Source organism: Nocardia sp. NPDC058244, assembly GCF_042882065.1.
In the GTDB taxonomy this organism is placed as follows: domain Bacteria; phylum Actinomycetota; class Actinomycetes; order Mycobacteriales; family Mycobacteriaceae; genus Nocardia.
On the sequence record NZ_JBHVWX010000001.1, the window covers coordinates 270,349 to 295,245 of the forward strand.

Consider the following 24,897-nt stretch of genomic DNA (forward strand, 5'->3'; position numbering starts at 1 on the left):
GTCTATCGGCCGACCGCTCCGCGCAGACCGATCAGGGCCGCGTGCACGGCCCGGCCCGCCAGGGGATCGCCGACGGCGATCCGGGCGCTGCCGTCCGGATAGGACTTGGCCTTGATACCCGCCCTCCGCAATGCGGTGGCCACGCCGGGGCCGGGCAGATACAGGAAGTTGGCGTGGCTGCGGTACACATCGATGCCGCAGGCGCGCAACACCGTTCGGAGAGCGTCGCGCTCCTGATTGATCCGCTGGATGCGGTCGTGCAGCTCGTCGTCGGCGGCGTAGGCGGCGCGCACCGCCGCCACGGCCGCGGTGCCGATGCCGAAGGGGAGCTGCTGACGGCGAATGCGATCGATCAGCTCGCCCCGGCCGACGCAATAGCCGATGCGCAGCCCTGCCAAACCGTAGGCCTTCGAGAAGGTGCGCAGGATCAGCAGATTCGGGGATCGGTTCAGCAGGGCGTGCAGGTCGAGGCGGTCGGCGGGGTCGAGGAATTCGACGTAGGCCTCGTCCAGCAGCACCGGTACCCGGCGGGGGAGCGCGGACAGGAACGAGCGCACCGCGCCCGCGTCGAGCACCGTTCCGGTCGGGTTGTGCGGCCTGCACAGCACGACCAGCGCGGTGCGCCGGTTCACCGCGCGGCGCAGGGCGGCGAGATCCTGCTCGCCCGCGGTGTCGAGCGGCACCGGGACCAGCGTCATCCCGGTCATGTCCGCCAGCATCTGGTACCCGTCGAAAGTGGGGGTGCTGGTGACGAGTTCACCACCCGACAGCGCCCGCATCACCTGCTGGGCGACCCCGGTGGCACCGGCGCCGACCACCACCTGTTCGGGCCGAACGCCGAGGCGCTCGGCGATGACCCGGGGCAGCTGCTCGGGCAGGAACTCCGGATACCGATTCGCATGGGCGAGGGTGTCGTTCACGGCCGTGACCACCGAAGGCAATGGTGGGAACGGGTTCTCGCTGAGCGAGAGGTCGAACAGCATCGGCGTGGCCGAGGTGCGGAACCGGCGGGAGGGGATCGTCGGTTCCGCGAGGCGGGTGGTCATCGCGCCGCGCCCCAGCGCACGGCGGCCGCGCCGGCGAAATCACCGGCGTGCGCGAACGCCGACAGCAGCACCACCGAGCCGTTGCGCAGTCGGCCCGCCCGGTTCTCGATGTCCAGGGTCACCGGAATGCCCGCGGCGAACAGGTTTCCGCACTGGTCGAAGGTGTCGGGATGACGTTCGGCGGGCAGTTCCAGCGCGTCGTGCCAGTTGCGCAGGAACAGCCGATTCGGCTGATTGGTGACGAAGGTGTCGATGTCGCGGCCCTTCACCCCGATGTGATCGCACACCGCCAGCGCCACCTCGGGGACGAGCCGGTTCCCGCGCGCGAACACCTTGGTGATCTTCGATTCGGTGAAGCTCACGCAGCCCTGACCCTCGCCCGGCTCCCAGTACTTGCGCGGACCGTTGGTGGAGAAGTCCATGTCACCGGCGAATTCGGGATAGGTGCGGCATTCGATGTCGAGGATCGGCGCCGAATCGTCCTTGCGCAGCAGCCCGATGCCGCAGCCGTCACCGGGCACCGGCGCCTGCGCGAGTTTGCGGATGTCGGGCTGGGTGAACACCGGGCCCGCGCAGTTCTGCGCGGCGACGATCAGCGCGGTCTTGGCGTCGCTGGTGGCCATGATCATCCGGGCCAGCGCCATCATGTGCACGAATGCCGCGCAGCCACCGTTGTGCACGTCCAGGACGTGCGACGGCGTCGCGCCGAGGCGCCGGGCCAGCTCGGGGCCCGCGCCCAGCACCGGATTGTCGGGCAGCTGGGTGTGGGTGATGATGATGTCGATCTCGGCCACCAACTCGTCGCCGTGGCGTTCCCGCAGCGGCGCGAAGGCCTTTTCGGCCATATCGACGGCGGTTTCGTCGCGGGTGATGTGATGGCGGCCGGTCGGCGACCGGAACATCACGTTCTTGGCCATGCGCTCCGAACGGGAGAACTGGGTGAAGTATTCGGTCGGGACCGGGTCGCCGGGCAGATAACTCGCGACGTCGACCAGACTCACTGGGGGCATGTTCACTGCATCCACTCCGGCTTGATCGGCAGCCCGTGAGCCGCGCGGTATTCACAAATGGCTTTGAGGTTGTCCAGCTCCAATTGGTGTCCCGCGGAGAACATCTCCCAGAAATCACCGACCCACACCGGCCGCTTGGGCGGCGCGGTCTCCGGATAACCGTTCTCGTCGTAGAAGGGGTGCTTGCAGTTGACCCACAGCACCACCGATCCCGGCTTGTTGAAGACCACCTGGGCGTCGACGACCCGCATCAGGTAGATCATCCACAGGTGCGCGGACTGGTCCCAGGCGCAGTGGTAGTCCACGGTCATGGCGTCGGCGTGGGCGACGGTCCTGGTGAAACACTTGGTCGCGTCGCCGAGCCGGTCGTAGGACAGCCACAGTCCCGGTTCGTCGGTCTCGGTGAATCCGCGCAGGCTGTAGGTCCATTCCTCCAGCGAGCGGGTGTCGGCGAGGTATTCGAAGACCTCGCGCGGCGGTGCGGCGATATAAGTCTGCACGGGGCAGAAGTCGCCGTAGATCTGGTCGTGCGGATACACCGACCGGAGCATGTCCATGATGATCGGGGTCGTCGCCTCCCGATCGGAATTCTCGATGCGCAGGACGCCGGGGATCACCTCGTCGGGGATATCGCTGAGTGCGGGCAGGGCGCTGGTTGTCACGGGGTACTCCTCGAGGCGTCGATAGTCGACAGGAAGGGCAGGAAGGGCGGTATTTCGTCGGGGTCGCAGAGGATTTCGAGGAACGAGGGGCCGGTGGCGGTGAAACTGTCGCGCAGGGCGGCGGTGAGGTCACCGGGTTCGTCGACGGTGCGGGCGGGCAGCCCGGGGAACATGGCGGCGATGCCCGCTCCCAGGTGTGCGGGGTGGAATCGGTTGAAGCTGTAGCGATCCCGGTAGTAGAGCTGTTCGCGGGTGACGCACATGGCGTGCGCGTTGTTGTTGAACACCACGAAGGTGATCGGCAGGTCGTGCTCCACGGCGGTGTGCAGTTCCATGCCGTGCATGTAGAAGGAACCGTCGCCGGCGATCACGATGGTGCGGTGCGGGCCGTCGGCGGCGTCGTGCCGGGCGAAGGCGGAACCGATGCCTGCGCCGAACGCGTAGCCCATGCCGCCCATCCCGAGGGCGACGACGAACCGTCCACCCTCGGGCACCCTCAGGTAATGCACCACGCTGGCCCCGGTGTTACCAGCGTCGGCGAAAATATCAGCGCCGGTAGGCAATTCATGCTGGATGGCCTCGACGACGGTGCGGTAGCGCAGGCCGGGACCCGCGGCGTCGGGCACCGTCATCGGGGTCGGGTCGGCCGGGGGATCGGTGTGGGTGGGGGTGCCGTCGACGCGGGTCAGCAGGTCGCTGAGGGTCGCGGCGAGGTCGGTGGTCGTGGTGTGGTGCGCGGCCGGGTAGGGCGGCAGCGCGCCGATGCTGAGGACGGTGACGTCGGCGAGTGCCGCGTCCAGGCCCGCGGCGGCGGTGACGGGCAGCCGCGTGCCGATCAGCAGGCACGCGCTCGCCGTCGCCAGCGCTTCGGCGAGTTCGGCGTGCCCCATGCTGCCCGCGACGCCGCGGTAGCCGGGTCCGGTATTCGGGTAGACGTCCTTGGCGTCGGGTGCCAGGCCGATCGAGGCGTCGAGCGCGGTGACCAGCTCGGCCAGTTCGTCGCGGGCGTCGTCACGGGCGACCTGATCGCCCGCGACGATGACGATCTTGCCCGTGCGCCGGGCGGCGGCCAGCTCGTCGACGAGGGCGTCGAGCACCGGCGCCACGGCGGTCTCGACCCGGCTCGGTCGCGGCACCGGGTCCGGCATCGACTGCTGCTGGACATCTTTGGGGATCAGCAGCACGGCGGGCCCGCCACCCTCGGCGGCCGCGACGGCCGCCGCCAACTGGGTGGGCAGCTCGGCCGGATCGGTGACGCGCGCGCAGTATCGGCTCACCGCCGAGAACAGCGCGGTGGCGTCGATCGACCCGGCCAATCCACTCGAATCCTGAAACGCCCCATGGCCTTCCAGCGCGGTCGGTGGCTGGCCGATCAGCGCGAGCACGGGCACCCGGGACGCGAAGGACTCGGCGAGCCCGGCGACCAGGTTCATCGCCCCGCCGCCGGAGGTCGCGACCACGACGCCGAGACCGCCGGTGCTGCGCGCGTAGCCGTCGGCCATGGTGGCCGCCGAGAACTCGTGCTTGGCGACGATGCCCGCCGGGCGTCCGCCCGCGTCGAAGATCGCGTCGTACAGGTCTTCGATATTGGCGCCGTCGACGCCGAAGAGGTGCGTGACCCCCAGTCCGGATACCGCGTCGACGAGGTAGTCGACCACTCTGTCCGGCATCGGCCCTCCTTTTCCTCGCGTGCTGCGTCCCTCAATCGGTACCGTGTCTGACCAGCGGGTACCGGCGGACGGAACGTCGCGTACACGAGGAATACGGGGTGGCTTCGACCCCGGTTCAGAGGGTGGGTGAGATCCACCCCTTGTGTGTACGTATACATCTACGTATAGTGAGTGCATGCCCAACAAGACGATCTACGTAGCCGACGATGATCTGCCCCTGTTCCAGCGGGCGCAGGAGCTCGTCGGCGGCAACATCTCCGGCGCGGTGGTCGCCGCGCTGCGCCGGTTCATCGACCTGGAGGAAGGCCGCCAGGCCGGCTTCGACGAGGTCGTCTTGCAGGTGGGCCGCGACGGCGTGCGGCAGGTGCGCTTCCAGGGCACGCTGCTCGGCGAATGGCGCGACGTCGGGGACGAGCGGGTGCTGCACCAGCAGGTCTACCGCAGTCGCAAGGGCAAGCTCGTGCTGCACACGCACACGGCGCTGTGGAAGGACTACCCGACCGGCGAGGCCGCCGGTGACATGAAGGACTGGAAGTACTGGCGCCGGATGTTCGGCATCGGCGACCGGCCCTGGGATTGGGGCGACTACGAGTACGAGGTCGTCGACGAGGTGGGCGACCTGAAGGGCCGCATCCCCGACAAGCTCTACCGCAAGGTCGAGGACATCCAGTCCCACCCGCAGATCGAGGAACTCGACATCTAGTTCCCCCGCTGCCGGACACAACCACACACCACACCAGCAACCGCAGCCCCTAGGGGCTGTGTCGATGACTCATGCACTTATTCGCAGTAATGAATGAAATTCTCTGGAAAGGGACGACCATGGTCAACTCGGCCATCACGGCTCGGGGCCTGCGCAAGGCCTACGGCGAGCACACGGTCCTCGACGGCATCGACCTCACCGTCGCCGAGGGCACGATCTTCTCCCTGCTCGGCCCCAACGGCGCCGGCAAGACCACCACGGTGCAGATCCTCACCACGCTGATCCGCGCCGACGGCGGCGAGATCGCCGTCGGCGGCCACGATGTGGTGGCCGAGCGCGACGGCGTCCGCGAGCTGATCGGCGTCACCGGGCAGTTCGCCGCCGTCGACGAACTGCTCACCGGCCGCGAGAACCTGCACATGATGGGCGATCTCAACCACCTGCCCCGGCGCGACACCCGCAGCCTGGCCACCGAGCTGCTCGAGCGCTTCGACCTGGTCGAGGCGGCCGACAAACCGGCCAGCACCTACTCCGGCGGCATGACCCGCAGGCTCGACCTGGCCATGACCCTGGTCGGCAATCCGCGGGTGATCTTCCTCGACGAGCCGACCACCGGCCTCGACCCGCGCAGCCGCCGCGCCATCTGGGACATCATCCGCGGCCTGGTCGACGACCTCGGCGTCACCGTCTTCCTCACCACCCAGTACCTCGAGGAAGCCGATCAGCTGGCCGACCGCATCGCGGTGCTCGACCAGGGCCGCATCGTCGCCGAGGGCACCGCGGCGGAGCTGAAGCGGCTGATCCCCGGCGGGCACATCCGCATCGACTTCGCCGATCAGCGGGCCTTGGCCGCCGCGCAGTACGCGCTCGGCCCCTCCGCGCGGGTGCTCGACGCGGGCGACGGTCTCACCCTCGCCGTCCCCAGCGACGGCGGCGTGCGCTCGCTGCGCGCCGTTCTCGACCTGCTCGATGCCGAGAACATCGAAGCGGGTGGCATCTCGGTGCACACCCCGAACCTCGACGACGTCTTCCTCACCCTTACCGGCCGCGCCACCATCGAGCAGGAGTCCCTCGCATGAGCACCACCACCGTGGCGAACAAGCACGCCTTCGCCGACACCATGACCATGTTGCGGCGCAACATCATCCACGCCAAGCGCTATCCGAGCATGGTCTTCGGCATCCTGATCATGCCGACCGTGCTGCTGCTGGTGTTCAACTACGTCTTCGGCGGGGCGCTGGAGAAGTCCTCCGGCGGCGAGTACATCGACTACCTGGCGCCGGGCATGCTGCTGTTGCTGCCCGCGTACATGACGGTGTCGGTGGCCGTCTCGATCGCCACCGACAAGAGCAAGGGCATCGTGAATCGCTTTCGGGTGATGGCGATCTCGCAGTCCTCGATGCTCACCGGGCACGTGTTCGGCGCGCTCATCCAGGCGCTGGGCGGCATGGCCGTGATGACCGGTGTCGCGCTGCTGATCGGCTTCCGGCCCAACGCGAACCTCGTCGAATGGGTGGCCGCCTTCGGTCTGCTCACCCTGGTGACCTTCGCCTTCACCTGGCTCGCCATCGCGCTCGGCCTGCTCTCGCCGAATCCCGAAAGCGCCAGCAACGCACCGTTTCCCATCGTGATGATGCCCTTCCTCGGCAGCGGCCTCGTCGCCACCGACACCATGCCGGTCGGCCTGCGCCAGTTCGCCGAGTACCAGCCCTTCACCCCCATCACCGAGACCCTGCGCGGGCTGCTGATGGGCACCGAGATCGGCGTCAACGGCTGGGTCTCGCTGGGCTGGTGCGCCGTGATCGCCGGCGGCGGCTACCTGTGGTCGAAGTCCATCTTCAGCAAGCAGAGCTGAGTTCACGTCGCGCGGCCCCGGAGGGATTCCCTCCGGGGCTTTCGCGTGTGTTCAGATCTGGGCTTCCAGGATCGTGCGGCCCGAGTTGATCGAGGTGATCTCGACCTTGCTGATCGACTCGGGCGGCGCGTCGATGGTGCGGTCGACGGTGAGCTCGGTGCCGGGGCCCGCGGGCCACTGGTCGAGTTCGAAGCGCTGCTCGCCCGCGGTGACGACCAGGCCGTAGGTCCAGCTGTAGCCGGAGCCGTAGCTGCTCGGCGCGTAGCGGCAGGTCATCACCAGGCGGGTGCGATCGCCGTCGCGCACCAGCTTCACCTCGGCGCTGACCGGTGTCTGCTCCACCGCCCGCATCTGCTGGGCGGCGACGACCTGTTCGGCCGGGGCGTCCGAGCGGGCGACGGTGACCGTCACCGGGATGGCGATCGCCACGGCGGCCGCGGCGGCCGCGACCGCGCTGCCGATCCCGATCCAGCGATTGCGCCGCCGTCGCTTCTCGGCCGCGGCGGCCAGCGAGGGGAGCAGGTCGGGGGCCGGGGCGGCGGTGGGATCGGTGGCTTCGATCATCGACAGCGCGGTGTCGCGATCGACCAGCGCGAGCATGCCCGGCATGCCCGCCAGGTCGGCGACCGCTTCGGTGCAGTGCGGGCAGTCGTGCAGGTGCGTCTCGTACTCGCGGCGCTCGTCGGCGCCCAGGGAGCCGAGGACGTAGGCGGCGTCCCAGGTGCTGTACTCGTCGAAGAGATCGGTCATCGGTTCGTCACCCCCATCTCCTGTAAGGCCAAGCGCATGGCGCGCATGCCGTAGTGCAGCCGCGACTTCACCGTGCCCGGCGGAATGCCCAGCTCGTCGGCGATCTGCTGCATGCCCAGACCGCGGTAGTAGGCCCGCACGATCACCTCGCGATGATCCTGGCTCAGCGTGCTGAGCGCGTCGGCGACGAGCCAGCCGTCCAGCGCCCGGTCGGACTGGTCGGGACTCACCTGCTCCGGCGGTGTGTCGGTGCCGAACTCCCGGCGATGTCGCGCGCTGCGGTGTTCGTCGACGGCTAGATTACGGGCCACGGTGAACAGCCACGCGCGCGGTGAGGTCTCGGTCTGCTCCAGCACCGCGGGCCGCTGCCAGGCCCGCAGCAGCGTCTCCTGCACGATGTCCTCGGCCCGGCCGGGATCGCGCACCAGGCCCAGGGTGAAGCGCCACAGTGCGGGAGCGTGCTCGGCGTAGAGCGCGCGCATCAGTTCGTCGCGACCGTCGTCCATCGGCGGTCCGGATCACTGCTCGTCGATATTCATGGTGTCACTCCTGATCTGTCGATGGAGTAACGGGATCAGTTGCGTTCGAGTTCAATCGGGTGCGTCGCGAGCAAGGACAGCGGCAGCGGCTGGCGGCGCAGCACGCTCGCCCACAGATCGTGCCGATCGGTGGCCAGCGGATCCGACGGCAGCGCCGAGACCACGATCCAGTCGTCGTTGTCGAGTTCGCCGTCGAGCTGGCCCATCGACCAGCCCGCGTACCCGGCGAAGATCCGGATGCCCTCGACCAGCGGGCCGATCTCGGCCGGATCGGCGTCCAGGTCGACCAGCACCACCCGGCCGTCGACCCGGCGCAGGCCACGCACCTCGGAGATGTCGGCGCCGGTGCGCAGGGTGCCAAGGCACAGGGCGGCGTCGCGTTTGACCGGCCCGCCGATGTAGAGGTCGGTGGGCTGGGCGGCCAGCTCGGCCCAGGCGGGCAGGACGTCGAGGACCGGGGTCTCGCTCGGCCGGTTCAGCACCACGCCGAGGCTGCCCGCGTCGTTGTGCTCGATGACGTACACCACGGTCCGCCGGAAAGTCGGTTCCACCAGGTCGATCGCCGACACCAGCAGGTTGCCCGCGCGGACGCCCACCGCCGGTTGCCCGTGCCGCCGGTCGTCGCCGTGCCCGTCGCGAGTCCGTCGCTCGTCCGGGTCGTCTCCGCGTGCCACCGAGTCATCATCGCATTGGACCGGTGTCTGGCGCTCCCCGCAGACCGCCACGCACCGGAAATTTTCTGGTCCGACCGGCCTCGGGCCCGCCCGGTAGGGTCGCGGCATGCACTCGCCCGAGGTCCTTCTCGAAAACAGTGACGCCGTGTACGACTACTACCAGCGACATCAGCAGAACCGCTGGCAGGCGCTGGCGTCCTATGCCGTGCTGGCCCGGCGGTTCCGTCCGCGGGTGGCCTTCGCCGACGGCGCCGAGCAGCGGCTGAAGGCGCTGGTGCGCAGTGGGCGCCCGGTGATCTTCGCGATCAATCACCTCTCCACCAGCGATCCGTACACCGTCGCCGCGACGGCGTGGCGCTCGCCGCTGCGCCGCAAGATCGGCCGGGTGCGGGTACTGGCCAAGGACGAACTGTTCGTCGATCCCGAGCAGCGCCGCAAGGTCGACATGATGGGCGGTATCCCGGTGTTCCGTGGCAAGGACCACGGCATCAGGGCCGTCAACGCCGCGGGACAGCGCATGATGGACGTCTGCGCGCAGCGCCTGGCCGCCGGTGATCACCTGGCGATCTTCCCCGAGGGCACCTGCAACGATGTCGACCCGGCGACGGTGCAGTCCGTCGGCAGCGGGATCGGGCATATCGCGTTCCGCGCGGCCAAGCTGGACGCGCCGCCCGCGCTGGTCGCCCTGGCGATGAATTACGGCCCGCGGCCCGACCCGAAGGTCGAGCCGACGGCCGAGGAGGTGGTGGGCGCCCGGTTCTACTTCCGGGAGCCGGTACTGGAGCTTCCGCAGCGGCCCGGCGACATCGCGCGCCTCGTCAAGGACGAGATGCAGCTGGCCGTCGACGCCGCTGTCGCGAGCTACTGAGGCAGCCCGAACAGTTCCCGCGCCCGCTGCGGCACCAGCGAGATGTAGGCCGGGTGGGTCTTGACGAAGTGCAGGACCACCGGGCACAGCGGCAGCACGCCGAACCCCTCGGCGCGGCTCGCGTCCAGCGCGGCCTGGGTGAGCACGTTGGCCAGGCCCTGGCCCTCGAAGCGGGGATGGATCTCGGTATGCACGAGGGCGCGTTCGGCCCCGGTGTCCTGGTACTCGATATAGCCGGCGGGTACCCCGTCGGCGGTGAGTTCGAACCGCTCGAGCGCGGCGTTGTTGCGGACCTCGGTCGCCATGCGTCGAAACTACCCCGGTCCGCGACATTCGACGGTGGCGTCTGTGTATGGCGGGTTTCGGTCCGAGCCCGGACAATGTCGGGATGATCGGTCAGCGCCCGGAGGCGGTAGCCCGCGTAACCACGGAGGGCGCCCGAGCATCCCAGGAGGAATCAGCATGACCGCACGTGTGGTGCTCGCTCCCGACAAGTTCAAGGGTTCTCTCACCGCGCCCGAAGTCGCCATCGCGCTGGCGGCCGGGATCCGCCGGGCCGCGCCGTCCGTCGACGTGCGCTGTGTGCCGGTCGCCGACGGCGGCGACGGCATGGTCGACGCGTTCGCCGCCGCGGGCTGGCAGCGGGTCGTCGTCCCGGCCCCTGGCCCGACCGGGGAGCCGTCGACCGCGGTCTACGCCGTGCACGGCGACACCGCGGTGGTCGAGCTGGCCGCGGCGGTCGGCCTGGTCAAACTCCCCGGTGGCCGGTTGGAGCCGATCCGGGCCAACACCTTCGGTCTCGGGGTGGTGGTCGCGCACGCGCTCGACCACGGCGCCCGCGAGATCGTCCTCGGGCTCGGCGGCAGCGCGTCCACCGACGGCGGCGCCGGGTTCCTGCAGGCGCTCGGCCTGCGCCTGCTCGACCGCGACGGTCGCGAATTGCATGGTGACGCCGCCGGATTCGATGTCGTCGCACTGCTGAGCCGGGTGGTGTCGGTCGATCGCGCCGCGCTGCATCCGGCCATCGCGCAGGCGCGGTTCACGCTGGCCTGCGATGTGGACAACCCGCTGCTCGGGCCGGCGGGCGCGGTGGCCGTCTACGCGCCGCAGAAGGGTGCCGACGCCTGCCGGATGGTGAATCTCGAAGCGGCGCTGACGAATTGGGCCGCCGTCCTCGGCACCGGCTACGCCGAGATCGGTGGTGCCGGCGCGGCGGGCGGTACCGGGTTCGGCGCGCTGGCCGTACTCGGCGCGCAGGTCCGCCCCGGCATCGATGTGCTGCTCGAGCTGCTGGAATTCCCGGCGCTGGTGGCCGGGGCGAACCTGGTGGTCACCGGTGAGGGATCGCTGGATCACCAGAGCATGCACGGCAAGGCGCCGGTCGGGGTGGCCGCCGCGGCCAAGGCGGCCGGGGTGCCGGTGGTCGCCGCGGTGGGCCGGACGATGCTCTCGCCCGGGGAGATCCGGGCCGCTGGGTTCGCCGGCTGCTACGCCCTGGCCGACCTCGAACCGAACCCGGCGCGATCGATCGCGAACGCGGCCGCGCTGCTCGAACGCGTCGGCGAACGGATCGCGCTCGACCGCTGGTGAGACCCGCTACAGCGCGACCGCGGTGACCACGGGCGCGCTCGGCCGGGTGTTCGCGGCGAGCACGGCGCGGTGGGTGTCGCCCCAGGTCTCCAGCGGTTCCAGCGCGAGCCGCAGGGTGTCGCCCAGGGTGGTCAGCGAGTACTCGACGCGCGGCGGGATCTCGGGGTAGATCTCCCGGTGCACCACGCCCGCGGCTTCCAGCTGGCGCAGGTTCTCGGTGAGCACCTTCTCGCTCACCCCGTCGAGCATCCGCCGGATCTGCCCGAACCGCTGCGGGCCCGCGCCCAGCACCCACATCAGGTGCAGCTTCCACTTGCCGCCGACGACGTCGATCGCCAGGCTCATGCCGCACACATCGTGATCTGCGTCACCATTCATCGTTGGTGCACCCCTTCCGACCGTATTTCGGACCTCGGGGTAAGCAACCACACCCCGACGTTCGGTCTTCCCGACGATACCCGCGCCGACCACCATGGATTCCGGCGCCGAACCATCGAACCATCGAGAACCGAAGGGGCATCAGATGTCCGAACAGTCCACCCGCTCCGTCTCCGTCCTCGGCCTCGGCCCGATGGGCCAGGCCATGGTCCGCGCCTTCCTGGCCGCCGGCGTCGAGGTCACCGTGTGGAACCGCAGCACCGACAAGGTCGACGCGATGGTCGCGCTCGGCGCGAAACGGGCCGCCACCGTCGCCGAGGCGCTGGCCGCCAACGAGGTGTCGGTCCTGAGCCTGACCCACTACGCCGCCATGTACGACGTGCTCGGGCAGGCGCCGGAAGCCCTGGCGGGCAAGGTGATCGCCAACCTGTCCTCGGACTCGCCGGAGAAGGCGAGGGCCGGTGCGGCCTGGGTGCGCGAGCGGGGCGCGCAGTTCCTCTCCGGCGGGGTGATGTCGGCGGGCGACAATATCGAGCACCCCGCGTCCTACATCTTCTACAGCGGTCCGCGGGAGGTGTTCGACGCGCACGCCGAGCTGCTGCGCCCGCTCAGCCCGCAGGAGTACCTGGGCGCCGACGACGGCCTCGCGCAGGTCTTCTACCAGGCGCTGCTGATCACCTTCCACCCCTGGTTGCTGGCCTTCGACCAGGCGACCGCGATGATCGCGAAGTCCGGTCACGACATCGCGCAGTTCGTGCCGTTCGCGATCCGGTCCAGCCAGGCCTACCCGTACTTCATGGAGGAGTTCTCGGTGGCCAACCAGAACGGCGGCTGGGCCGATCTGGCCTCGCTGAAGATGATGGTGGCCGGTGCGCAGCACATCATCGACGCCAGCGAGGAGGTCGGGGTCGACGCGGGCTTCTCACACCTGGCCCAGTCGTACTGGCGCAGGGCGGTCGAGGCCAGCGAGGCGGCGGGCAAGCCGGTGTCGACCTTCGAGCTGATCCGCGGCGCGGCCTGAGCCGGACACGCCGGAACCGTCCGGGCCCGCGGGCACCGGACGGTTCGGGTGGTCAGGCGGTCTCGGCGCCGAGCCGGGGGAACGGTTCGGTGGCGAACACCACCTCGACCGCCACCTCGAAATAGGCCGCGATCCGCAGGGCGAGATGCAGGCTGGGGCTGTATTCGCCCCGCTCGAGGTAGCCGACGGTCTGGTAGTGCACACCCAGCGCCTCGGCCAGGTCGCGCCGCGAGATGCCGCGCTCGGCGCGCAGCATCGCGATGCGGTTGTAGATGACCTCAGAAGGCACGCTGCATCGCCTTGTCCCTGCGCGCGGCCATCGCCGAGCCGGATTCGCGCGCCGCCATCCGGCGCAGGACGACCGGCGCGATCAGCAACCCGGCCGCCGCCCAGAGGCCGAGCACCGCAACGGTTTCCAGGTGCCGCCAGGACTGGCCGAGTTCGACGGCGACGGCGTCGGCGGGCAGCAGCGCCGAGCGCATGCCGAGGCCGAGCCAGTACATCGGGAACACCTGTCCGACGGCTTGCAGCCAGCCCGGCAGCGCGGTGATCGGATAGAAGATGCCGGAGATGGCGACCAGGCCCATCAGCGGAATCGTCAGCAGGAACGACGAGCGGCTGTCGAGCAGGCTGCCCAGGATCGTGCCCAGGGGCAGCACGGCCAGCAGGCCGAGCGCCAGTATCCCGGCGAAGGTCGCGATCGCGCCCGCGTCGGTCAGCGAGGAACCGCCGATGATCACCATGCCCACACCGAGCACGATAACCACCTGCGCGAGCACCGCGCCCGCGCCCGCCGTGATCCTGCCGACGAAGTAGCCGTTGAGGCCCTTGGGCACGGCCTTGGCCCGCAGCAGCGTGCCGTCCTCGCGGTCGAGGACGAGCACATTGAGGATCGCGTACAGGCCGTTGAACGCGATGATGGCGCCGAGCAGACCGGGCACGGCCAGCTCGGCGACCGACAGCCCGCTCTCGCCGTACATCGTGTTCCGCAGCAGGAACAGCACCGCGAGCGAGAGGGCGGGAGTGAGGAACTGCCCGATCAGATCGGGGGCGTTGGTGTAGAGCTGGCGCAATTCGATCCCGCCGCGGGCGAGACCGGCGCGAATGGCGGTGACGTTCATCGGGTGACCTCCGCGAGAGTGTGCACCGGTGCGCCCGTGTCGCCGGATTCGGCGCGGCGGACCAGGGCCATGTAGGTGTCCTCCAGGGATGCCCGGCGGACCTCGAGGTCGCCGATGGCCTCGCCGTGCTGTTTGAACAGTTCGTGCACGTACTTGGTCGACTCGGTGGTGGTGTGCACGAATCGCTGACCGTCCACGGTCCAGCTCACCTGGGCCTCGCCCGCCACCGAGCGCGACAGCTCGTCGGGCGAGCCGTCGGCGATGATCCGGCCGCCTGCCAGGATCAGCAGCCGGTCGGCCAGTTTCTCCGCCTCGTCCAGGTCGTGCGTGGTGAGCAGCACCGTGGTGTCCTCCAGATCGGCCAGCCGGTGCACCAGGTCGTGGAAGTCGCGGCGCGCGGCCGGATCGAAGCCCGCCGTCGGCTCGTCCATGAACAGCAGGTCGGGCTTGCCGACGATGCCGATCGCCACGTCCAGCCTGCGGCGCTGACCGCCCGACAGGGTGGAGATCTTGGCGTTCGCGTGGTCGGTCAGGCCGACCAGCTCGATGAGCTCATCGGTGTCCCACGGCCGTGGGGTGCGCGCGGTGGCATAGGGCACGTAGTACGAGCCGAGATGCTGAAGTAGTTCGCGCACACGCCATTTGGCGTGGTCACGCCACGACTGCAGCACGACACCGATGCGCGCGCGCCACTGTTCGTCACCGTGTTCGGGATCGGTCCCCAGCACGTCGACCCGGCCGGCCGACCTCCTGCGAAACCCCTCGAGGATCTCGATCGTGGTGGTCTTGCCCGCGCCGTTGGGCCCGAGCATGACGAGTACTTCGCCGCGCGCGGCCTGAAATGTCACATCGTGCAGGACGTCGGTGTCGTCGTAGCGCATCCGAAGTTGTCGCACGTCGAGCACAACGCTGTTACTCGAAGTCATGAGTCCTCCCAGTCATCAACCTTCGATGAGATGTAGCATACGTACTACATTTCATCGCGGCAATACTTCGGCCGAATCGGGCATTTCGGAAAGTGAGAGCACTGCTCTTGACATGGCGCCACCGAGCGCGCATGCTTGTACTCAACAGAGAGCAGTGCTCACAGTTCAGGAGTGATCAAGATGGACAACGCGACCCGCTACCTCGGCCCCACCGGCTTCGACCCGATCATGAACAAGATCGCGAACCTGCTGCCCAAGCTGGGGATCAGCGTCATGGGCTCGCGGCTGCTGGCCGTGCGCGGTCGCAAGAGCGGCGAATGGCGCACCACCATGGTCAACGTGATGACCGCCGCCGACGGCGCGCGCTACCTGGTCGCCCCGCGCGGGCACACCCAGTGGGTGCGCAACCTGCGCGTCGCGGGCGACGGTGAACTGCGGCTGGGCCGCAAGGTCGAATCCTTCACGGCCACCGAGATCGCCGATGCCGACAAGGTCCCGCTGCTGCGCCTCTACCTGGAGAAGTGGGGCTGGGAGGTCGGCAAGTTCTTCGAGGGCGTCGACAAGAACGCCTCGGACGAACAACTCGCCGCCATCGCCCCCGGTTTCCCTGTGTTCCGTCTCGCCTGATCAGCCGCGTACATGGGTAACTTCCCGGGCACGGGCTGACCTGGCCGATGTCGAACCTCCGGCCGCGTCCCCGGGGTCGGTCGCGCCTGAGTCTGGCCTAAATACGCGGAGAGGCGGAGCAGAATTCGATCGCCGCGGCGTAGCCCTGGATGCCGAGGCCCGCGATGACCGCGGTGGCGATCGGGGACACGAACGAGTGGTGCCGGAATTCCTCGCGGGCGTGCACATTGCTGATGTGCACCTCGACGATCGGTACCTCGGGAATCACCAGGGCGTCGCGCAGCGCGACCGAGGTGTGGGTCAGGCCGCCGGGATTGATCACGATGGCCGACACCTCGCCGCGGGCCTGCTGGATCCGGTCGATCAGCGCGCCTTCGTGATTGGACTGGAACGTCACGACCTCGCGCCCGAACCGGGCGGCCGTCCGTTCGCACAGGGCGATGACGTCGTCGAGGGTGTCGGCGCCGTAGATCTCGGGCTGGCGGGTGCCGAGCATGTTCAGGTTCGGCCCGTTGAGCACGAGGATCGGGCCGGTGGCCTGCACGGTGTCTGCCATGCAGGCCACCTTAATTCACAGGCCGGTCGGGCCCTCCGAGCGCAGGTCGTCGACCTTGCGCATGGCCTCGCGGAGTTCGGCGAGCCAGGACTCCGCGTGCTTGCCCGCCAGTTTCACCGTCCAGGCCAGCGCGTCGGCGCGGGAACGGGCCACGCCTGCGTCGATCAGGGTGTCGAGGACCTGGCGCTCGGGCTGCCGCAGCCGGGTCATCACCGGAACGGCGAGGTGGGTGAACAGGATTCGCTCACCGTCGACCTGCACGCCCCAGGCGACGCTGCGCCCGTAGCGGCGCTGGGCCTCGTCGGCGATCCGCATCCTGGCCGGGCGGGTGGACTCGCGGAAGCGGGCCAGTGCTCCCTCTTTCGTGGCCGCCGAGACCGGCGGCGCGTCGGCGTCGGCCGACTTGGGCTGTGGCACCGGCAGTTCGCCGACGACCACGATCTCGTCACGGTCGATCTCGATCTCGGGCGGGCCGGTGAACCAGTCGTCGGGCAATCGTCCGGCGAACCAGTCGGCGGCGTCGGCCGGGTCGGGCAGGTCCGCTTGCTGCCAACCGCCGGGTCGGCCGAATCCGCGTTCGCGATGGGCGTTCCGCATGGAAATCACCTGCTATCTCTGTTGCGCACGTTGCGATGATTACAAGATTACGCCGATATATGCGTAGCGGTTTATGCTCTGCGTGAACGCGAATGTTCCCGGTCGGCCCGGGTCGGGGGCGGTGGGTTGAGCGCCGGCCGGGCTGGGTACCCCGGCGTTGAATCGCCGGACAATGCGAGATCCGCACAACTCGGCGCGCCGGTCGGTACGGTTAGCGCGCCAGATGTTGCCACTGGCTGGGCGAGGTTCGAAATCAGACCCTCATCGGGGCGAGATTTCGGGCACAATCTAGGTGCTGAGGTCGGGTAGCGTCCCGTGTTACCGGGGCATCGGAGACGGGTCAACTTCCGGTACGGTGGATTTGTTACCGGAGTGGCAAGAGTGAAGAGTGGGCGATATGGATGTGTGGGGATCCCGCCGCTTTCGCGCACGGGGCGCAATGGCGATCGCGGGGGTTGCGACCCTCGCCATCGCGCTGTGCTCGTGCGGAGTGGGTGGGAAGCCGAGTGAGTCGGAGTCGGTTGTCCAGCGGTTCACCGATCTGCTGGACGCGCAGGATTACACCAAAGCCGCCGACCTGACCTCGTACCCCGCCGCCGCTTCGGCAACCATGAAGCAAATGTTCGAGGGTCTGGCGACCGGCAAGGTCGACTACGAGCCGAGCCAGGTCATCGACCTCGACCGGCAGTCGGCGATCTTCAGCATGGAAGTCGCCTGGAACTTCGGCGAGCACAAGGACTGGACCTACACACTGCAGGGCACCGTCCGCAAGCTCGCGATCGGCTGGCGGATCTCCTGGGACCCGGCCGTCGTCATGCCGCAGCTGGCCAACAATCGCACCGTCAAGCTGGTGCGGACCACGGCCAAGCCGCCGCCGCGCGTGGTCGACCTGCCCGGTGAGCTGTTGATGACCGAGCAGACGATCAATGTCATCAAGATCGATCCGAGCCGCACCGGCGACCTGGTGGGGTCGACGAACGCGCTCGCCGACGCGATCGAACCGGTCGCGCCGCTGATCACCGGGCCGTCGCTGATGCAGCAGCTGGCCGCGTCGCAGGGTCAGCCGGTCGTCGCGGTGAACCTGCGCGAGGGCGACTTCGCGATCCTGGAACCGCGGATGGCGCGGGTGCCCGGCGTGGTGATGGAGAAGCAGCCCAAGCTGATCTCCGCCGATCGCCGCACCTGGTCGCCGATGCTGGACGCGCTGCGCGAGGTGTGGAAGGACAGCCAGGAGACCACCTCCGGCTGGGGCGTGCAGATCTTCGAGGCCGACGGCCGGTTCGTCAACCAGGTCGCCGGTTACCAGGGCCCGGCCGGGCCCGACATCTCCGCGACCATGGACCAGCGCCTGCAGCGCGCGGCCGAGGACGCGGTGGTCAGCGTCGGCACGCCGGCCTCGGTGGTCGCGATCCAGCCGTCGACCGGCGCGGTGGTGGCCGTCGCGCAGAACAGCTACGCCACCGAGAAGGGCCCGATCGCGTTCACCGGGCTGTACCCGGCCGGCGGCACCATGGAACTGTTCCGCACCGTCGCCGCGGCCGCGAAGAACAAAGCGCCGCAGGATGTCTCGGTGCAGGAGGCTGCGGAGGCGGCCACCGCGCTCGGCGTCGGCGTCGACTTCAAGGTGCACGGGCTCGACGAGGTGACCGGGCGGATCAGCGCCCCCGGCCGCAGCACCGAGCAGGTCCGGCAGGGCGCCGGGTCGGACGCGGTGCTGGTCAGCCCCTTCGGCATGGCGATCGCCGCCGCCGCGATCTCGCGCGGTTCGGTGGTGCCGCCGATGATCGAGAACGGCAAGCCGAGCACCACCGACACGCCGGTGCCCGCGCTCACCCAGCCCGCGGTCGACCGGCTGCGCGGCCTGATGATGGAGGGCATCGGCAAGCCGGAAACCGCTGCGCTGCGTGGCTTCCGGGATGTCACCGCCTTCGCGGCGACCGGCGGCCCCGACGGCTGGCTGCTGGCCACCATGGGCGACCTGGTGTTCGCGGTGCACATCGCCGACGCCGACAGCGGCGACGCGACCTCGCGGCTGGCCGCCGTCCTGCTGAAATCGCTGGCTTCGCCGGAGCCGTAGCGCGGCTGCACGCACAGAGTGTGCACTGATCAGTGGGGCTCGGCGCGGGCTCGATGAAGATCACGAACCGTTAGGCTGCTTGCGTGAGGAGATTCGCGCCGTTCGCCGCTGATGCCCTGTTGGTGATCGTTTTCTGCGCGATCGGCAGGCGCAGTCACGACGAAGCGGTCATCGCCGGTCTCGTGAAAACGGTGTGGCCCTTCGCGATCGGCTTGCTGATCGGCTGGGCGCTGGCGGTGCTCGTCGCCCGCGGCACCCGCTTCGACGCGACGGTGCTGTGGCCCAGCGGCATCCTGATCTGGCTCGGCACCCTGGTCGGCGGGATGGTGCTGCGCGCGGTCAGCGGTCAGGGGGTGGCGGTGAGCTTCATCATCGTCGCGAGCTGTGTACTGGCCCTGTTCCTGCTGGGCTGGCGAGCCGCGCTGAGCGCCCTGCGCTGAGCTCAGATCCGGCGCTGCTGCTTGAACTCTTCCTCGTATTCCTCGTCGTCGGCCTGCGGGGTGCGGAACAGGAACGCGAACACGATCCAGCCGACGATGGCGACCAGGATGAAGCTGACCAGCCGGTAGACGAACGCCGCGGCCACCGCCTGCGACGCGGGCAGGCCCGCGCCCGCGGTGAGACCGTAGATCAGGGTCGCGTCGACGTAGACGATGCCGCCCGGCGCGAACGGGATGGAACCGACGGCCTTGCCCGCGGTGAACGCGATGAGCAGGCCGGACAACTTGGGATCGGCGCCGACGGCGTAGCACGCCGCGCCGAGACAGGCCACGTCGGCGAACCGGTGCACCAGCGCCCAGAGCCCGACCAGCGCGGCGTCCTTCTTGCCCAGGTCCACCGATTCGAGCTGGCGCCGGATCTCGCCCAGCTTGGCGATGCCGTGACCGGCGGGCTTCTTGCGCAGCCGATTGACCAGTGCGAGCACCCGGCGCAGCATCGCCTCCAGCGTGCCGGGATGCCGGGCGAGGTAGTTGCCCGCGATCAGCAGCACGGCCAGGATCACCACCGACCCGATGAGCTTCGGACCGATCTGATTGCCCACCAGCGCCGCACCGCCGATGCCGAGCAGCGCCAGCCCGGCCGCGGCGACCACGCCGGAGAACACCAGCTGCCAGGACGCCACGATCGGGCTCGCGCCCCAGCGCCGGGTCTGGCGGTAGGTGAACGCGGTGGAGAAGACCTGCCCGGCGGGCAGGGTCACCGACATCGCGGTGGCGCCGTAGACCACCGACACCGACTTGCCCTGGCTGACGTCCACCCCGCCCGCGTGCAGCAGCTGCTTCTGCACCCGGCCGAATCCGCTCATCGACATCGCCTGCAACACGATGCACAGCACGAGCCAGCCCCAGTGGATCTCGGTCAGCGTGCGCCACGATTCGTGCAGGCGCGGCCACAGGTAGACGCCTTCGCCGATGAGCAGCGCGAGCAGCACCGCGCCGAGCACCCATTTCACCCACCGGAACCGGCGGCGGCGCTCGGCCGGAGGCGAGGCGGGATCGCCTGCTAGGTCGCCGTCGGCCGTCACGGTCTCAGCCTAACGAACGGAGCTGTTCTTCCTCGTCCGCTCCGGGTGCGGCGCTCGGCGGTTTCGGCCAGGCCAGGCGGGTTTTCCTGCGTCTGCCACGCAGTTGCACCTCGTCGCCGGTTTCCCAATGGTCTTGCTCGCTTTCGTCGGCGAAGTAGAGCGCGCTGCCCGAAGCGAGAACGCGGCCGGGTTGATCTTTGGCCAATTCGGTGAGCCGCGACGCCTCGTTGACGGGGTCGCCGATCACGGTGTATTCGAAACGATTCGCGGCGCCGATGTTGCCGGCGACCGCGAGGCCCGCCGAGACGCCGATACCGACGTCGAGGCTGGTCACCTCGCGCAGCGCCTCGCGCAGGTCGCGGGCGGCGGCCAGCGCGGCACTCGGCGCGTCGGGCCGGTCCAGCGGCGCGCCGAAGATGGCCAGCGCCGCGTCACCGACGAACTTGTTGACGAAACCGTGGTGGCGGTCGATCACGTCGACCACCACCCGGAAGAACTCGTTGAGCAGGCTGACGACCTCGGTCGGCGGACGCTCGGCCGCGGCGGCGGTCGACCCGACCATGTCGACGAACAGCACGGCGACGAACCTGGTCTCACCGCCCAGCTCGGTGCCGTAGTCCAGGGCGCGCTGGGCCACGTCCTCCCCGACGTGCTGACCGAACAGTTCCTGGAGCTTGCGCCGCTTGGCCGCCTCCTCCATCATCCGGTTGAAGCCGACCTGGAGCAGGCCGATCTCACTGCCGTCGTAGACCTCCACCTGCACATCGCGCGCGCCGCCCTGCACCCTGTTGATGGCTTGGGACAGCTGGCGCACCGGGTCGGAGATGGAGGAGCCGGTGAGCATCGACAGCGCCAGCGCCTGCATGATCACCACGCCGCACAGCAGCAGGATCGAGATGGCCAGCGACTTCGCCGAGAACTTCACATCGGAGGAGATCTGGGTGACGCACAGCAGCACGATCGCGATGGTCGGCGCGAAGGTGCCCATGCCCCAGGTCATCGCCATCCTGGTGCCGACGCCGGGGGTGAGGGTGTGGTCGAAGGTGCCCTCGGTCAGCGCCTCGGCGGCCACCGGGCGCAGAATGCGTTCGCCGAGCATGTAGGTGAAGCCGAACACGATGGTGGCGGCCATACACTCGGTGACGATCACCGCGCCGGCCAGCTCGGGCGACTCGACGATGATCAGCGCCGCGAGGATGCCGCCGCCGATGATCCACAGCACCAGGTGCAGGATCGACTGGCGCAGCGGCACGTGCAGCGCCGCCATCTGTTCCTGCCTGCTGGGCGGGCCGCCGCGCATCTGCCAGCGCATCACCGGCCGCAGCATCAGCGCGGCACCGGCGATGCTCAGCACCGCGGCGGCACCGAAGACCAGCACCGGCGCGAGGAAGCCGGTCTGGCGCACGCCACCGGGATCGCCCTCGGGGACGGGCAGGCCGTATTGGATGAAGGCCCACACCAGGACCGCGCCGAAGGCATTGGCCAGCAGTACCGAGGTCAGATACAGCGGCCAGCGCGTTCGCATGGTCTGTTTGACCGCTTCCAGGGGCGCCGACACGACCACCAATCTAGCGTTCGGACCGATAGGCTCTCTCGGGTGACCGACCAGAAGGTAGATTCCGGGCCCACGTCCGTGCCGTGGCGCGCGGACGCCGAGGCAGTCCATCCCCTGGTCCGCAAAGCCGCCGCCTGGAGCTGGCGGCTGTTGATCATCTTCGCCGCCCTGCTCGCGGTGGGGATGCTGGTGCAGAAGTTCGCCACCGTGGTGATTCCGCTGGCGATCGCGCTGCTCGCGGCCGCGCTGCTCGCGCCGCTGGTCGACTGGATGCAGCGGGTCGGAATCCCGCGTTCGCTCGGTGTGTTCGTCGCGCTGGTCGGGTCGATCGGGCTGCTCGCCGGGATCCTGACCTTCGTCGTCGAGCAGTTCGTCGACGGTGTGCCCGGGCTGTCCAACGAGGTCACCAACAGCGTGCACAAGGTGCAGGACTGGCTGATCAACGGCCCGCCGCACCTGAGCGATCAGCAGATCCGCAGCGCGGGCGACACCATCGTGCGCACCATCCAGGACAACCGCGAGAGCCTGACCAGCGGCGCGCTGACCACCGCCACCGCGATCGGGCACATCCTCACCGGCGCGTTCCTGATCCTGTTCATCCTCATCTTCTTCCTCTACGGCGGCGACCAGATCTGGCACTTCGTCACCCGGATCATCCCCACCGCGCACCGGGAGAAGGTCCGCACCGCCGGTGAGCTGGGCTTCGGCACGCTGGTCGGGTTCGTGCGCGCCACCGTCGTGGTGGCCGCGGTGGACGCGATCGGCATCGGCGCCGGGTTGGCGATCCTGCACGTCCCGCTGGCGCTGCCGCTGGCCTCGCTGGTGTTCATCAGCGCGTTCATCCCGATCATCGGCGCGTTCTTCGCCGGGTTCGTCGCGGTGTTCATCGCGCTGGTCACCAAGGGGCCGGTCACGGCGCTGATCGTGCTCGGCATCATCATCGCGGTGATGCAGCTCGAGGGTCATGTGCTGCAACCACTGCTGCTGGGCCGGGCGGTGAGTATCCATCCGCTGGCCGTCGTCCTGGCGATCACCGCCGGTTTGGTGGTCGGCGGGATCGCGGGCGCGCTGCTGGCGGTGCCGTTGATCGCGGTCGGCAATACCGCGATCCGCTATCTGCTCGCCGACAGTCCGGAGGAGGTCTACGGCGAACTCGTCGGCGACGACCGAAGAATGTTCGCCGCCGAGCCGGACAAACCCGAGCCGGGCCGGTTCGACATCGCGCGCACGCTGCGCAAGGAAGAGAGCAAGACCGAGGCGGAGCCCGGCGATGCGGACGCACACAGCTGAGCTGAGCTCGGCCGACGCGGCGACCGCGCCCCTGTGGCGGGCCGCCCAGGCGTTCCGGCTGGTCACGCTGCTGTACGCGATCGGCCAGCAGATCGCGTCGGTGTCCTACTACGAGCACCCGCGGCTGAGCTGGGTGCTGATCGCGCTGATGGCGATCTGGTCGGGCACCTCCGCGCTGCTGCTCTCGCAGTGGTATTTCCCCACCGCGACCGGCCGGATCCGGGGCTGGGTGGTCTTCGGCGACCAGGTCGTGACGATCCTGCTGATCGCCTCCACCCGGTTGGTCGCCGATTACGACTGGTACCACGGTCATCAGACGCTGCCGACCACGCTGTGGATCGCCAACTCGGTGATCTCGATGGCGATCCTGCGCGGTCCGGTCGCCGGGGTGCTCGCCGGGCTCGGGATGTCGGCGGTGGTGGTGACGGTGCGTGAGCAGTGGGGACAGGACGTGTGGGGCGACGCGACCGCGCCGGTGCTCGTCTCGGTCGGCCTCGCGCTCGGCCTGGCGGCCAATACCGCGCGCCGCGCCCAGGGCCAGCTCGAGCGGGCGCTGCGGATCACCGCCGCCGCGCAGGAGCGGGAGCGGCTGGCCCGCGAAGTGCACGACGGCGTGCTGCAAGTCCTGGCCTTCATCAAGCGTCGGGGCACCGAGATCGGCGGACCGGCGGCCGAACTCGCGCAGCGCGCCGGGGAACAGGAAGTGGCGCTGCGGGTGCTGCTGTCCGAACAGGCCGAACAGCCGGATTCCGGTGCGGCCGAGGTGGATCTGCGGCCGATGCTCACCGCACGGGCCACGCCGGAGGTCTCGGTGGCGACACCGGGTGACCCGGTGTTGATCGCCAGGACCGCCGCGCAGGAGATCGCCGCCGCCGTGGCCACCGCGCTGTCGAACGTCGACCTGCACGCCGGGTCGGACGCGAAAGCCTATGTGCTGCTGGAGGACACCGGTGACATGCTGGTGGTGAGCGTGCGCGACGACGGGATCGGCATCCCGGCGGGGCGGCTCGCCGCGGCCGAAGCCGAGGGGCGGATGGGGGTTTCCCGCTCCATCGTCGGCCGGGTCGAGGCGCTGGGCGGCACCGCCGAACTGCTGACCGAGGGCGAGGACTTCGGCACCGAATGGGAATTCCGGATTCCGCGCCACCCGGCGCGCTGAGCGAAGGAGCCGCGATGACGGACCAGGCGATCACGGTGATGGTGGTCGACGACCACCCGATGTGGCGCGAGGGCGTCTCCCGCGACCTCACCGAGGCCGGATTCGCAGTCCCCGCGACCGCCGACGGGGTCGGCACCGCCACCCGCCGCGCGGCCGCGGTCCAGCCCGACGTGGTGCTGATGGACATGCAGCTCACCGACGGCAATGGCGCGGCCGCCACCGCCGAGGTGCTGCGGGTCTCCCCGCACAGCCGGGTGCTCGTGCTCTCGGCGTCGGCCGAACGCGACGACGTGCTCGACGCGATCAAAGCCGGGGCCAGCGGTTATCTGGTCAAGAGCGCGTCGGCCGCCGAGCTGATCGACGCGGTGCGGGCCACCGCCGCCGGGCAGCCGGTATTCACGCCCGGCCTCGCCGGCCTCGTGCTCGGCGAGTACCGCCGGATGGCGACCGCGCCGCCCGCCGCCGACGAACCGCATCGCCCGTCGCTGACCGAGCGGGAGACCGAGGTGCTGCGGATGGTCGCCAAGGGCCTGTCCGCCAAGCAGATCGCCTCGCGGCTCAATCTCTCTCATCGCACCGTGGAGAACCATGTGCAGGCGACGCTGCGGAAACTCCAGCTCGCCAACCGGGTCGAACTCACCCGGTACGCCATCGAACAGGGACTCGAATAGGGGTTTGCCCTGATGTGCCGGGGGTGC

General features: G+C 69.4%; 28 protein-coding genes. 12 read left to right on the forward strand and 16 right to left on the reverse strand.

Annotated features, from left to right (window positions below; genetic code table 11):
* Positions 1-2: 2 nt before the first annotated feature.
* The 4 genes from ACFVW6_RS01230 to ACFVW6_RS01245 are packed head-to-tail and all read right to left on the reverse strand — an operon-like array spanning position 3 to position 4,388.
* The gene (locus ACFVW6_RS01230; RefSeq protein ID WP_378824254.1) at positions 3-1,046 is read right to left on the reverse strand and encodes a pyridoxal phosphate-dependent aminotransferase; all 1,044 of its coding nucleotides are present in this window, start codon (positions 1,044-1,046) and stop codon (positions 3-5) included.
* Positions 1,043-2,056 carry a 3-oxoacyl-[acyl-carrier-protein] synthase III C-terminal domain-containing protein gene (locus ACFVW6_RS01235; RefSeq protein WP_355275042.1) on the reverse strand — a complete coding sequence of 338 codons (1,014 nt, stop codon included), beginning with the start codon at positions 2,054-2,056 and terminating at the stop codon, positions 1,043-1,045. The genes ACFVW6_RS01230 and ACFVW6_RS01235 overlap by 4 nt, the downstream gene beginning before the upstream one ends.
* 2 nt (positions 2,057-2,058) lie before the next feature.
* A complete protein-coding gene (locus ACFVW6_RS01240; RefSeq protein ID WP_357342076.1) occupies positions 2,059-2,718 on the reverse strand; it encodes an SRPBCC family protein in 660 nt (219 codons plus the stop codon).
* A complete protein-coding gene (locus ACFVW6_RS01245) occupies positions 2,715-4,388 on the reverse strand; it encodes a thiamine pyrophosphate-binding protein (protein WP_378824253.1) in 1,674 nt (557 codons plus the stop codon). The genes ACFVW6_RS01240 and ACFVW6_RS01245 overlap by 4 nt, the downstream gene beginning before the upstream one ends.
* 175 nt (positions 4,389-4,563) lie before the next feature.
* Here ACFVW6_RS01245 and ACFVW6_RS01250 point away from each other — a divergent pair, with 175 nt between their 5' ends.
* The 3 genes from ACFVW6_RS01250 to ACFVW6_RS01260 all read left to right on the forward strand — a co-directional run bounded on the left by ACFVW6_RS01250 (position 4,564) and on the right by ACFVW6_RS01260 (position 6,946).
* A complete protein-coding gene (locus ACFVW6_RS01250) occupies positions 4,564-5,091 on the forward strand; it encodes an EXLDI protein (RefSeq protein WP_378824252.1) in 528 nt (175 codons plus the stop codon).
* Positions 5,092-5,210: 119 nt separating this feature from the next.
* Positions 5,211-6,170, forward strand: a complete 960-nt coding sequence (locus ACFVW6_RS01255; protein WP_378824251.1) for an ATP-binding cassette domain-containing protein — start codon at positions 5,211-5,213, stop codon at positions 6,168-6,170.
* On the forward strand, positions 6,167-6,946 hold the full coding sequence (locus ACFVW6_RS01260) for an ABC transporter permease (protein WP_355275035.1): 780 nt from the start codon (positions 6,167-6,169) through the stop codon (positions 6,944-6,946). Before ACFVW6_RS01255 ends, ACFVW6_RS01260 begins: the two co-directional genes overlap by 4 nt.
* 51 nt (positions 6,947-6,997) lie before the next feature.
* On the opposite strand, the gene ACFVW6_RS01265 is transcribed toward ACFVW6_RS01260, so the two are convergent.
* The 3 genes from ACFVW6_RS01265 to ACFVW6_RS01275 form a co-directional block, all read right to left on the reverse strand.
* A complete protein-coding gene (locus ACFVW6_RS01265) occupies positions 6,998-7,696 on the reverse strand; it encodes a zf-HC2 domain-containing protein (RefSeq protein ID WP_355275033.1) in 699 nt (232 codons plus the stop codon).
* Positions 7,693-8,202, reverse strand: a complete 510-nt coding sequence (locus tag ACFVW6_RS01270; protein WP_218718536.1) for a sigma-70 family RNA polymerase sigma factor — start codon at positions 8,200-8,202, stop codon at positions 7,693-7,695. Before ACFVW6_RS01270 ends, ACFVW6_RS01265 begins: the two co-directional genes overlap by 4 nt.
* A 68-nt stretch (positions 8,203-8,270) precedes the next feature.
* Positions 8,271-8,909, reverse strand: a complete 639-nt coding sequence (locus tag ACFVW6_RS01275; protein WP_355275032.1) for a YqgE/AlgH family protein — start codon at positions 8,907-8,909, stop codon at positions 8,271-8,273.
* Positions 8,910-9,015: 106 nt separating this feature from the next.
* Here ACFVW6_RS01275 and ACFVW6_RS01280 point away from each other — a divergent pair, with 106 nt between their 5' ends.
* The gene (locus tag ACFVW6_RS01280) at positions 9,016-9,777 is read left to right on the forward strand and encodes a lysophospholipid acyltransferase family protein (RefSeq protein ID WP_378824250.1); all 762 of its coding nucleotides are present in this window, start codon (positions 9,016-9,018) and stop codon (positions 9,775-9,777) included.
* Here ACFVW6_RS01280 and ACFVW6_RS01285 read toward each other — a convergent pair.
* Positions 9,771-10,082, reverse strand: a complete 312-nt coding sequence (locus ACFVW6_RS01285) for a GNAT family N-acetyltransferase (RefSeq protein WP_355275028.1) — start codon at positions 10,080-10,082, stop codon at positions 9,771-9,773. The genes ACFVW6_RS01280 and ACFVW6_RS01285 overlap by 7 nt on opposite strands.
* Positions 10,083-10,239: 157 nt before the next feature.
* On the opposite strand from ACFVW6_RS01285, the gene ACFVW6_RS01290 reads away from it, so the two are divergent.
* Positions 10,240-11,367, forward strand: a complete 1,128-nt coding sequence (locus ACFVW6_RS01290) for a glycerate kinase (protein ID WP_378824248.1) — start codon at positions 10,240-10,242, stop codon at positions 11,365-11,367.
* 6 nt (positions 11,368-11,373) lie between these two features.
* On the opposite strand, the gene ACFVW6_RS01295 is transcribed toward ACFVW6_RS01290, so the two are convergent.
* Positions 11,374-11,745: a winged helix-turn-helix transcriptional regulator gene (locus tag ACFVW6_RS01295; protein WP_378824247.1), complete on the reverse strand. Its 372-nt coding sequence runs from the start codon at positions 11,743-11,745 to the stop codon at positions 11,374-11,376.
* A 94-nt stretch (positions 11,746-11,839) separates the two neighbouring features.
* On the opposite strand from ACFVW6_RS01295, the gene ACFVW6_RS01300 reads away from it, so the two are divergent.
* Positions 11,840-12,766, forward strand: coding sequence for an NAD(P)-dependent oxidoreductase (locus tag ACFVW6_RS01300; protein WP_378824246.1), 927 nt, complete (start codon positions 11,840-11,842; stop codon positions 12,764-12,766).
* Positions 12,767-12,818: 52 nt separating this feature from the next.
* Here ACFVW6_RS01300 and ACFVW6_RS01305 read toward each other — a convergent pair whose 3' ends face one another.
* Genes ACFVW6_RS01305 through ACFVW6_RS01315 form a run of 3 tightly spaced genes read right to left on the reverse strand, consistent with a single transcriptional unit; the run spans position 12,819 to position 14,813 of the window.
* Positions 12,819-13,055, reverse strand: a complete 237-nt coding sequence (locus ACFVW6_RS01305) for a helix-turn-helix transcriptional regulator (protein ID WP_232995771.1) — start codon at positions 13,053-13,055, stop codon at positions 12,819-12,821.
* Positions 13,045-13,887 (reverse strand): ABC transporter permease, encoded by an 843-nt coding sequence (locus tag ACFVW6_RS01310; protein ID WP_378824245.1) that lies wholly within the window; start codon positions 13,885-13,887, stop codon positions 13,045-13,047. The genes ACFVW6_RS01305 and ACFVW6_RS01310 overlap by 11 nt, the downstream gene beginning before the upstream one ends.
* Positions 13,884-14,813, reverse strand: coding sequence for an ABC transporter ATP-binding protein (locus tag ACFVW6_RS01315; RefSeq protein WP_378824243.1), 930 nt, complete (start codon positions 14,811-14,813; stop codon positions 13,884-13,886). Before ACFVW6_RS01315 ends, ACFVW6_RS01310 begins: the two co-directional genes overlap by 4 nt.
* Positions 14,814-14,993: 180 nt before the next feature.
* Between ACFVW6_RS01315 and ACFVW6_RS01320 the strand changes: the two genes are divergently transcribed.
* Positions 14,994-15,440, forward strand: a complete 447-nt coding sequence (locus ACFVW6_RS01320; protein ID WP_357344154.1) for a nitroreductase family deazaflavin-dependent oxidoreductase — start codon at positions 14,994-14,996, stop codon at positions 15,438-15,440.
* A 97-nt stretch (positions 15,441-15,537) separates the two neighbouring features.
* Here ACFVW6_RS01320 and aroQ read toward each other — a convergent pair whose 3' ends face one another.
* Both aroQ and ACFVW6_RS01330 read right to left on the reverse strand, forming a co-directional pair.
* Positions 15,538-15,996: a type II 3-dehydroquinate dehydratase gene (gene aroQ, locus ACFVW6_RS01325; protein WP_378824242.1), complete on the reverse strand. Its 459-nt coding sequence runs from the start codon at positions 15,994-15,996 to the stop codon at positions 15,538-15,540.
* A gap of 15 nt (positions 15,997-16,011) precedes the next feature.
* Complete coding sequence (locus ACFVW6_RS01330) at positions 16,012-16,593, reverse strand: hypothetical protein (protein ID WP_355275014.1); 582 nt, start codon at positions 16,591-16,593, stop codon at positions 16,012-16,014.
* A gap of 439 nt (positions 16,594-17,032) precedes the next feature.
* On the opposite strand from ACFVW6_RS01330, the gene ACFVW6_RS01335 reads away from it, so the two are divergent.
* Together ACFVW6_RS01335 and ACFVW6_RS01340 are read left to right on the forward strand one after the other, a co-directional pair.
* The gene (locus ACFVW6_RS01335) at positions 17,033-18,670 is read left to right on the forward strand and encodes an NTF2-like N-terminal transpeptidase domain-containing protein (protein WP_355275013.1); all 1,638 of its coding nucleotides are present in this window, start codon (positions 17,033-17,035) and stop codon (positions 18,668-18,670) included.
* Between the two features lie 83 nt (positions 18,671-18,753).
* The gene (locus ACFVW6_RS01340; RefSeq protein WP_378824240.1) at positions 18,754-19,110 is read left to right on the forward strand and encodes a DUF3054 domain-containing protein; all 357 of its coding nucleotides are present in this window, start codon (positions 18,754-18,756) and stop codon (positions 19,108-19,110) included.
* Between the two features lie 2 nt (positions 19,111-19,112).
* Here ACFVW6_RS01340 and ACFVW6_RS01345 read toward each other — a convergent pair whose 3' ends face one another.
* Together ACFVW6_RS01345 and ACFVW6_RS01350 are read right to left on the reverse strand one after the other, a co-directional pair.
* Positions 19,113-20,195 (reverse strand): YbhN family protein, encoded by a 1,083-nt coding sequence (locus ACFVW6_RS01345; RefSeq protein WP_355275007.1) that lies wholly within the window; start codon positions 20,193-20,195, stop codon positions 19,113-19,115.
* Between the two features lie 4 nt (positions 20,196-20,199).
* Complete coding sequence (locus ACFVW6_RS01350) at positions 20,200-21,720, reverse strand: adenylate/guanylate cyclase domain-containing protein (RefSeq protein ID WP_355275424.1); 1,521 nt, start codon at positions 21,718-21,720, stop codon at positions 20,200-20,202.
* A gap of 72 nt (positions 21,721-21,792) precedes the next feature.
* On the opposite strand from ACFVW6_RS01350, the gene ACFVW6_RS01355 reads away from it, so the two are divergent.
* From ACFVW6_RS01355 to ACFVW6_RS01365, 3 genes are read left to right on the forward strand one after another with little or no spacing between them, the layout of a single operon-like run.
* Complete coding sequence (locus tag ACFVW6_RS01355) at positions 21,793-23,040, forward strand: AI-2E family transporter (protein WP_355275004.1); 1,248 nt, start codon at positions 21,793-21,795, stop codon at positions 23,038-23,040.
* Positions 23,021-24,199, forward strand: coding sequence for a MacS family sensor histidine kinase (gene macS, locus ACFVW6_RS01360; RefSeq protein WP_378824239.1), 1,179 nt, complete (start codon positions 23,021-23,023; stop codon positions 24,197-24,199). Before ACFVW6_RS01355 ends, macS begins: the two co-directional genes overlap by 20 nt.
* Before the next feature lie 14 nt (positions 24,200-24,213).
* Complete coding sequence (locus ACFVW6_RS01365; protein WP_218718521.1) at positions 24,214-24,870, forward strand: response regulator transcription factor; 657 nt, start codon at positions 24,214-24,216, stop codon at positions 24,868-24,870.
* Positions 24,871-24,897 lie beyond the last annotated feature (27 nt).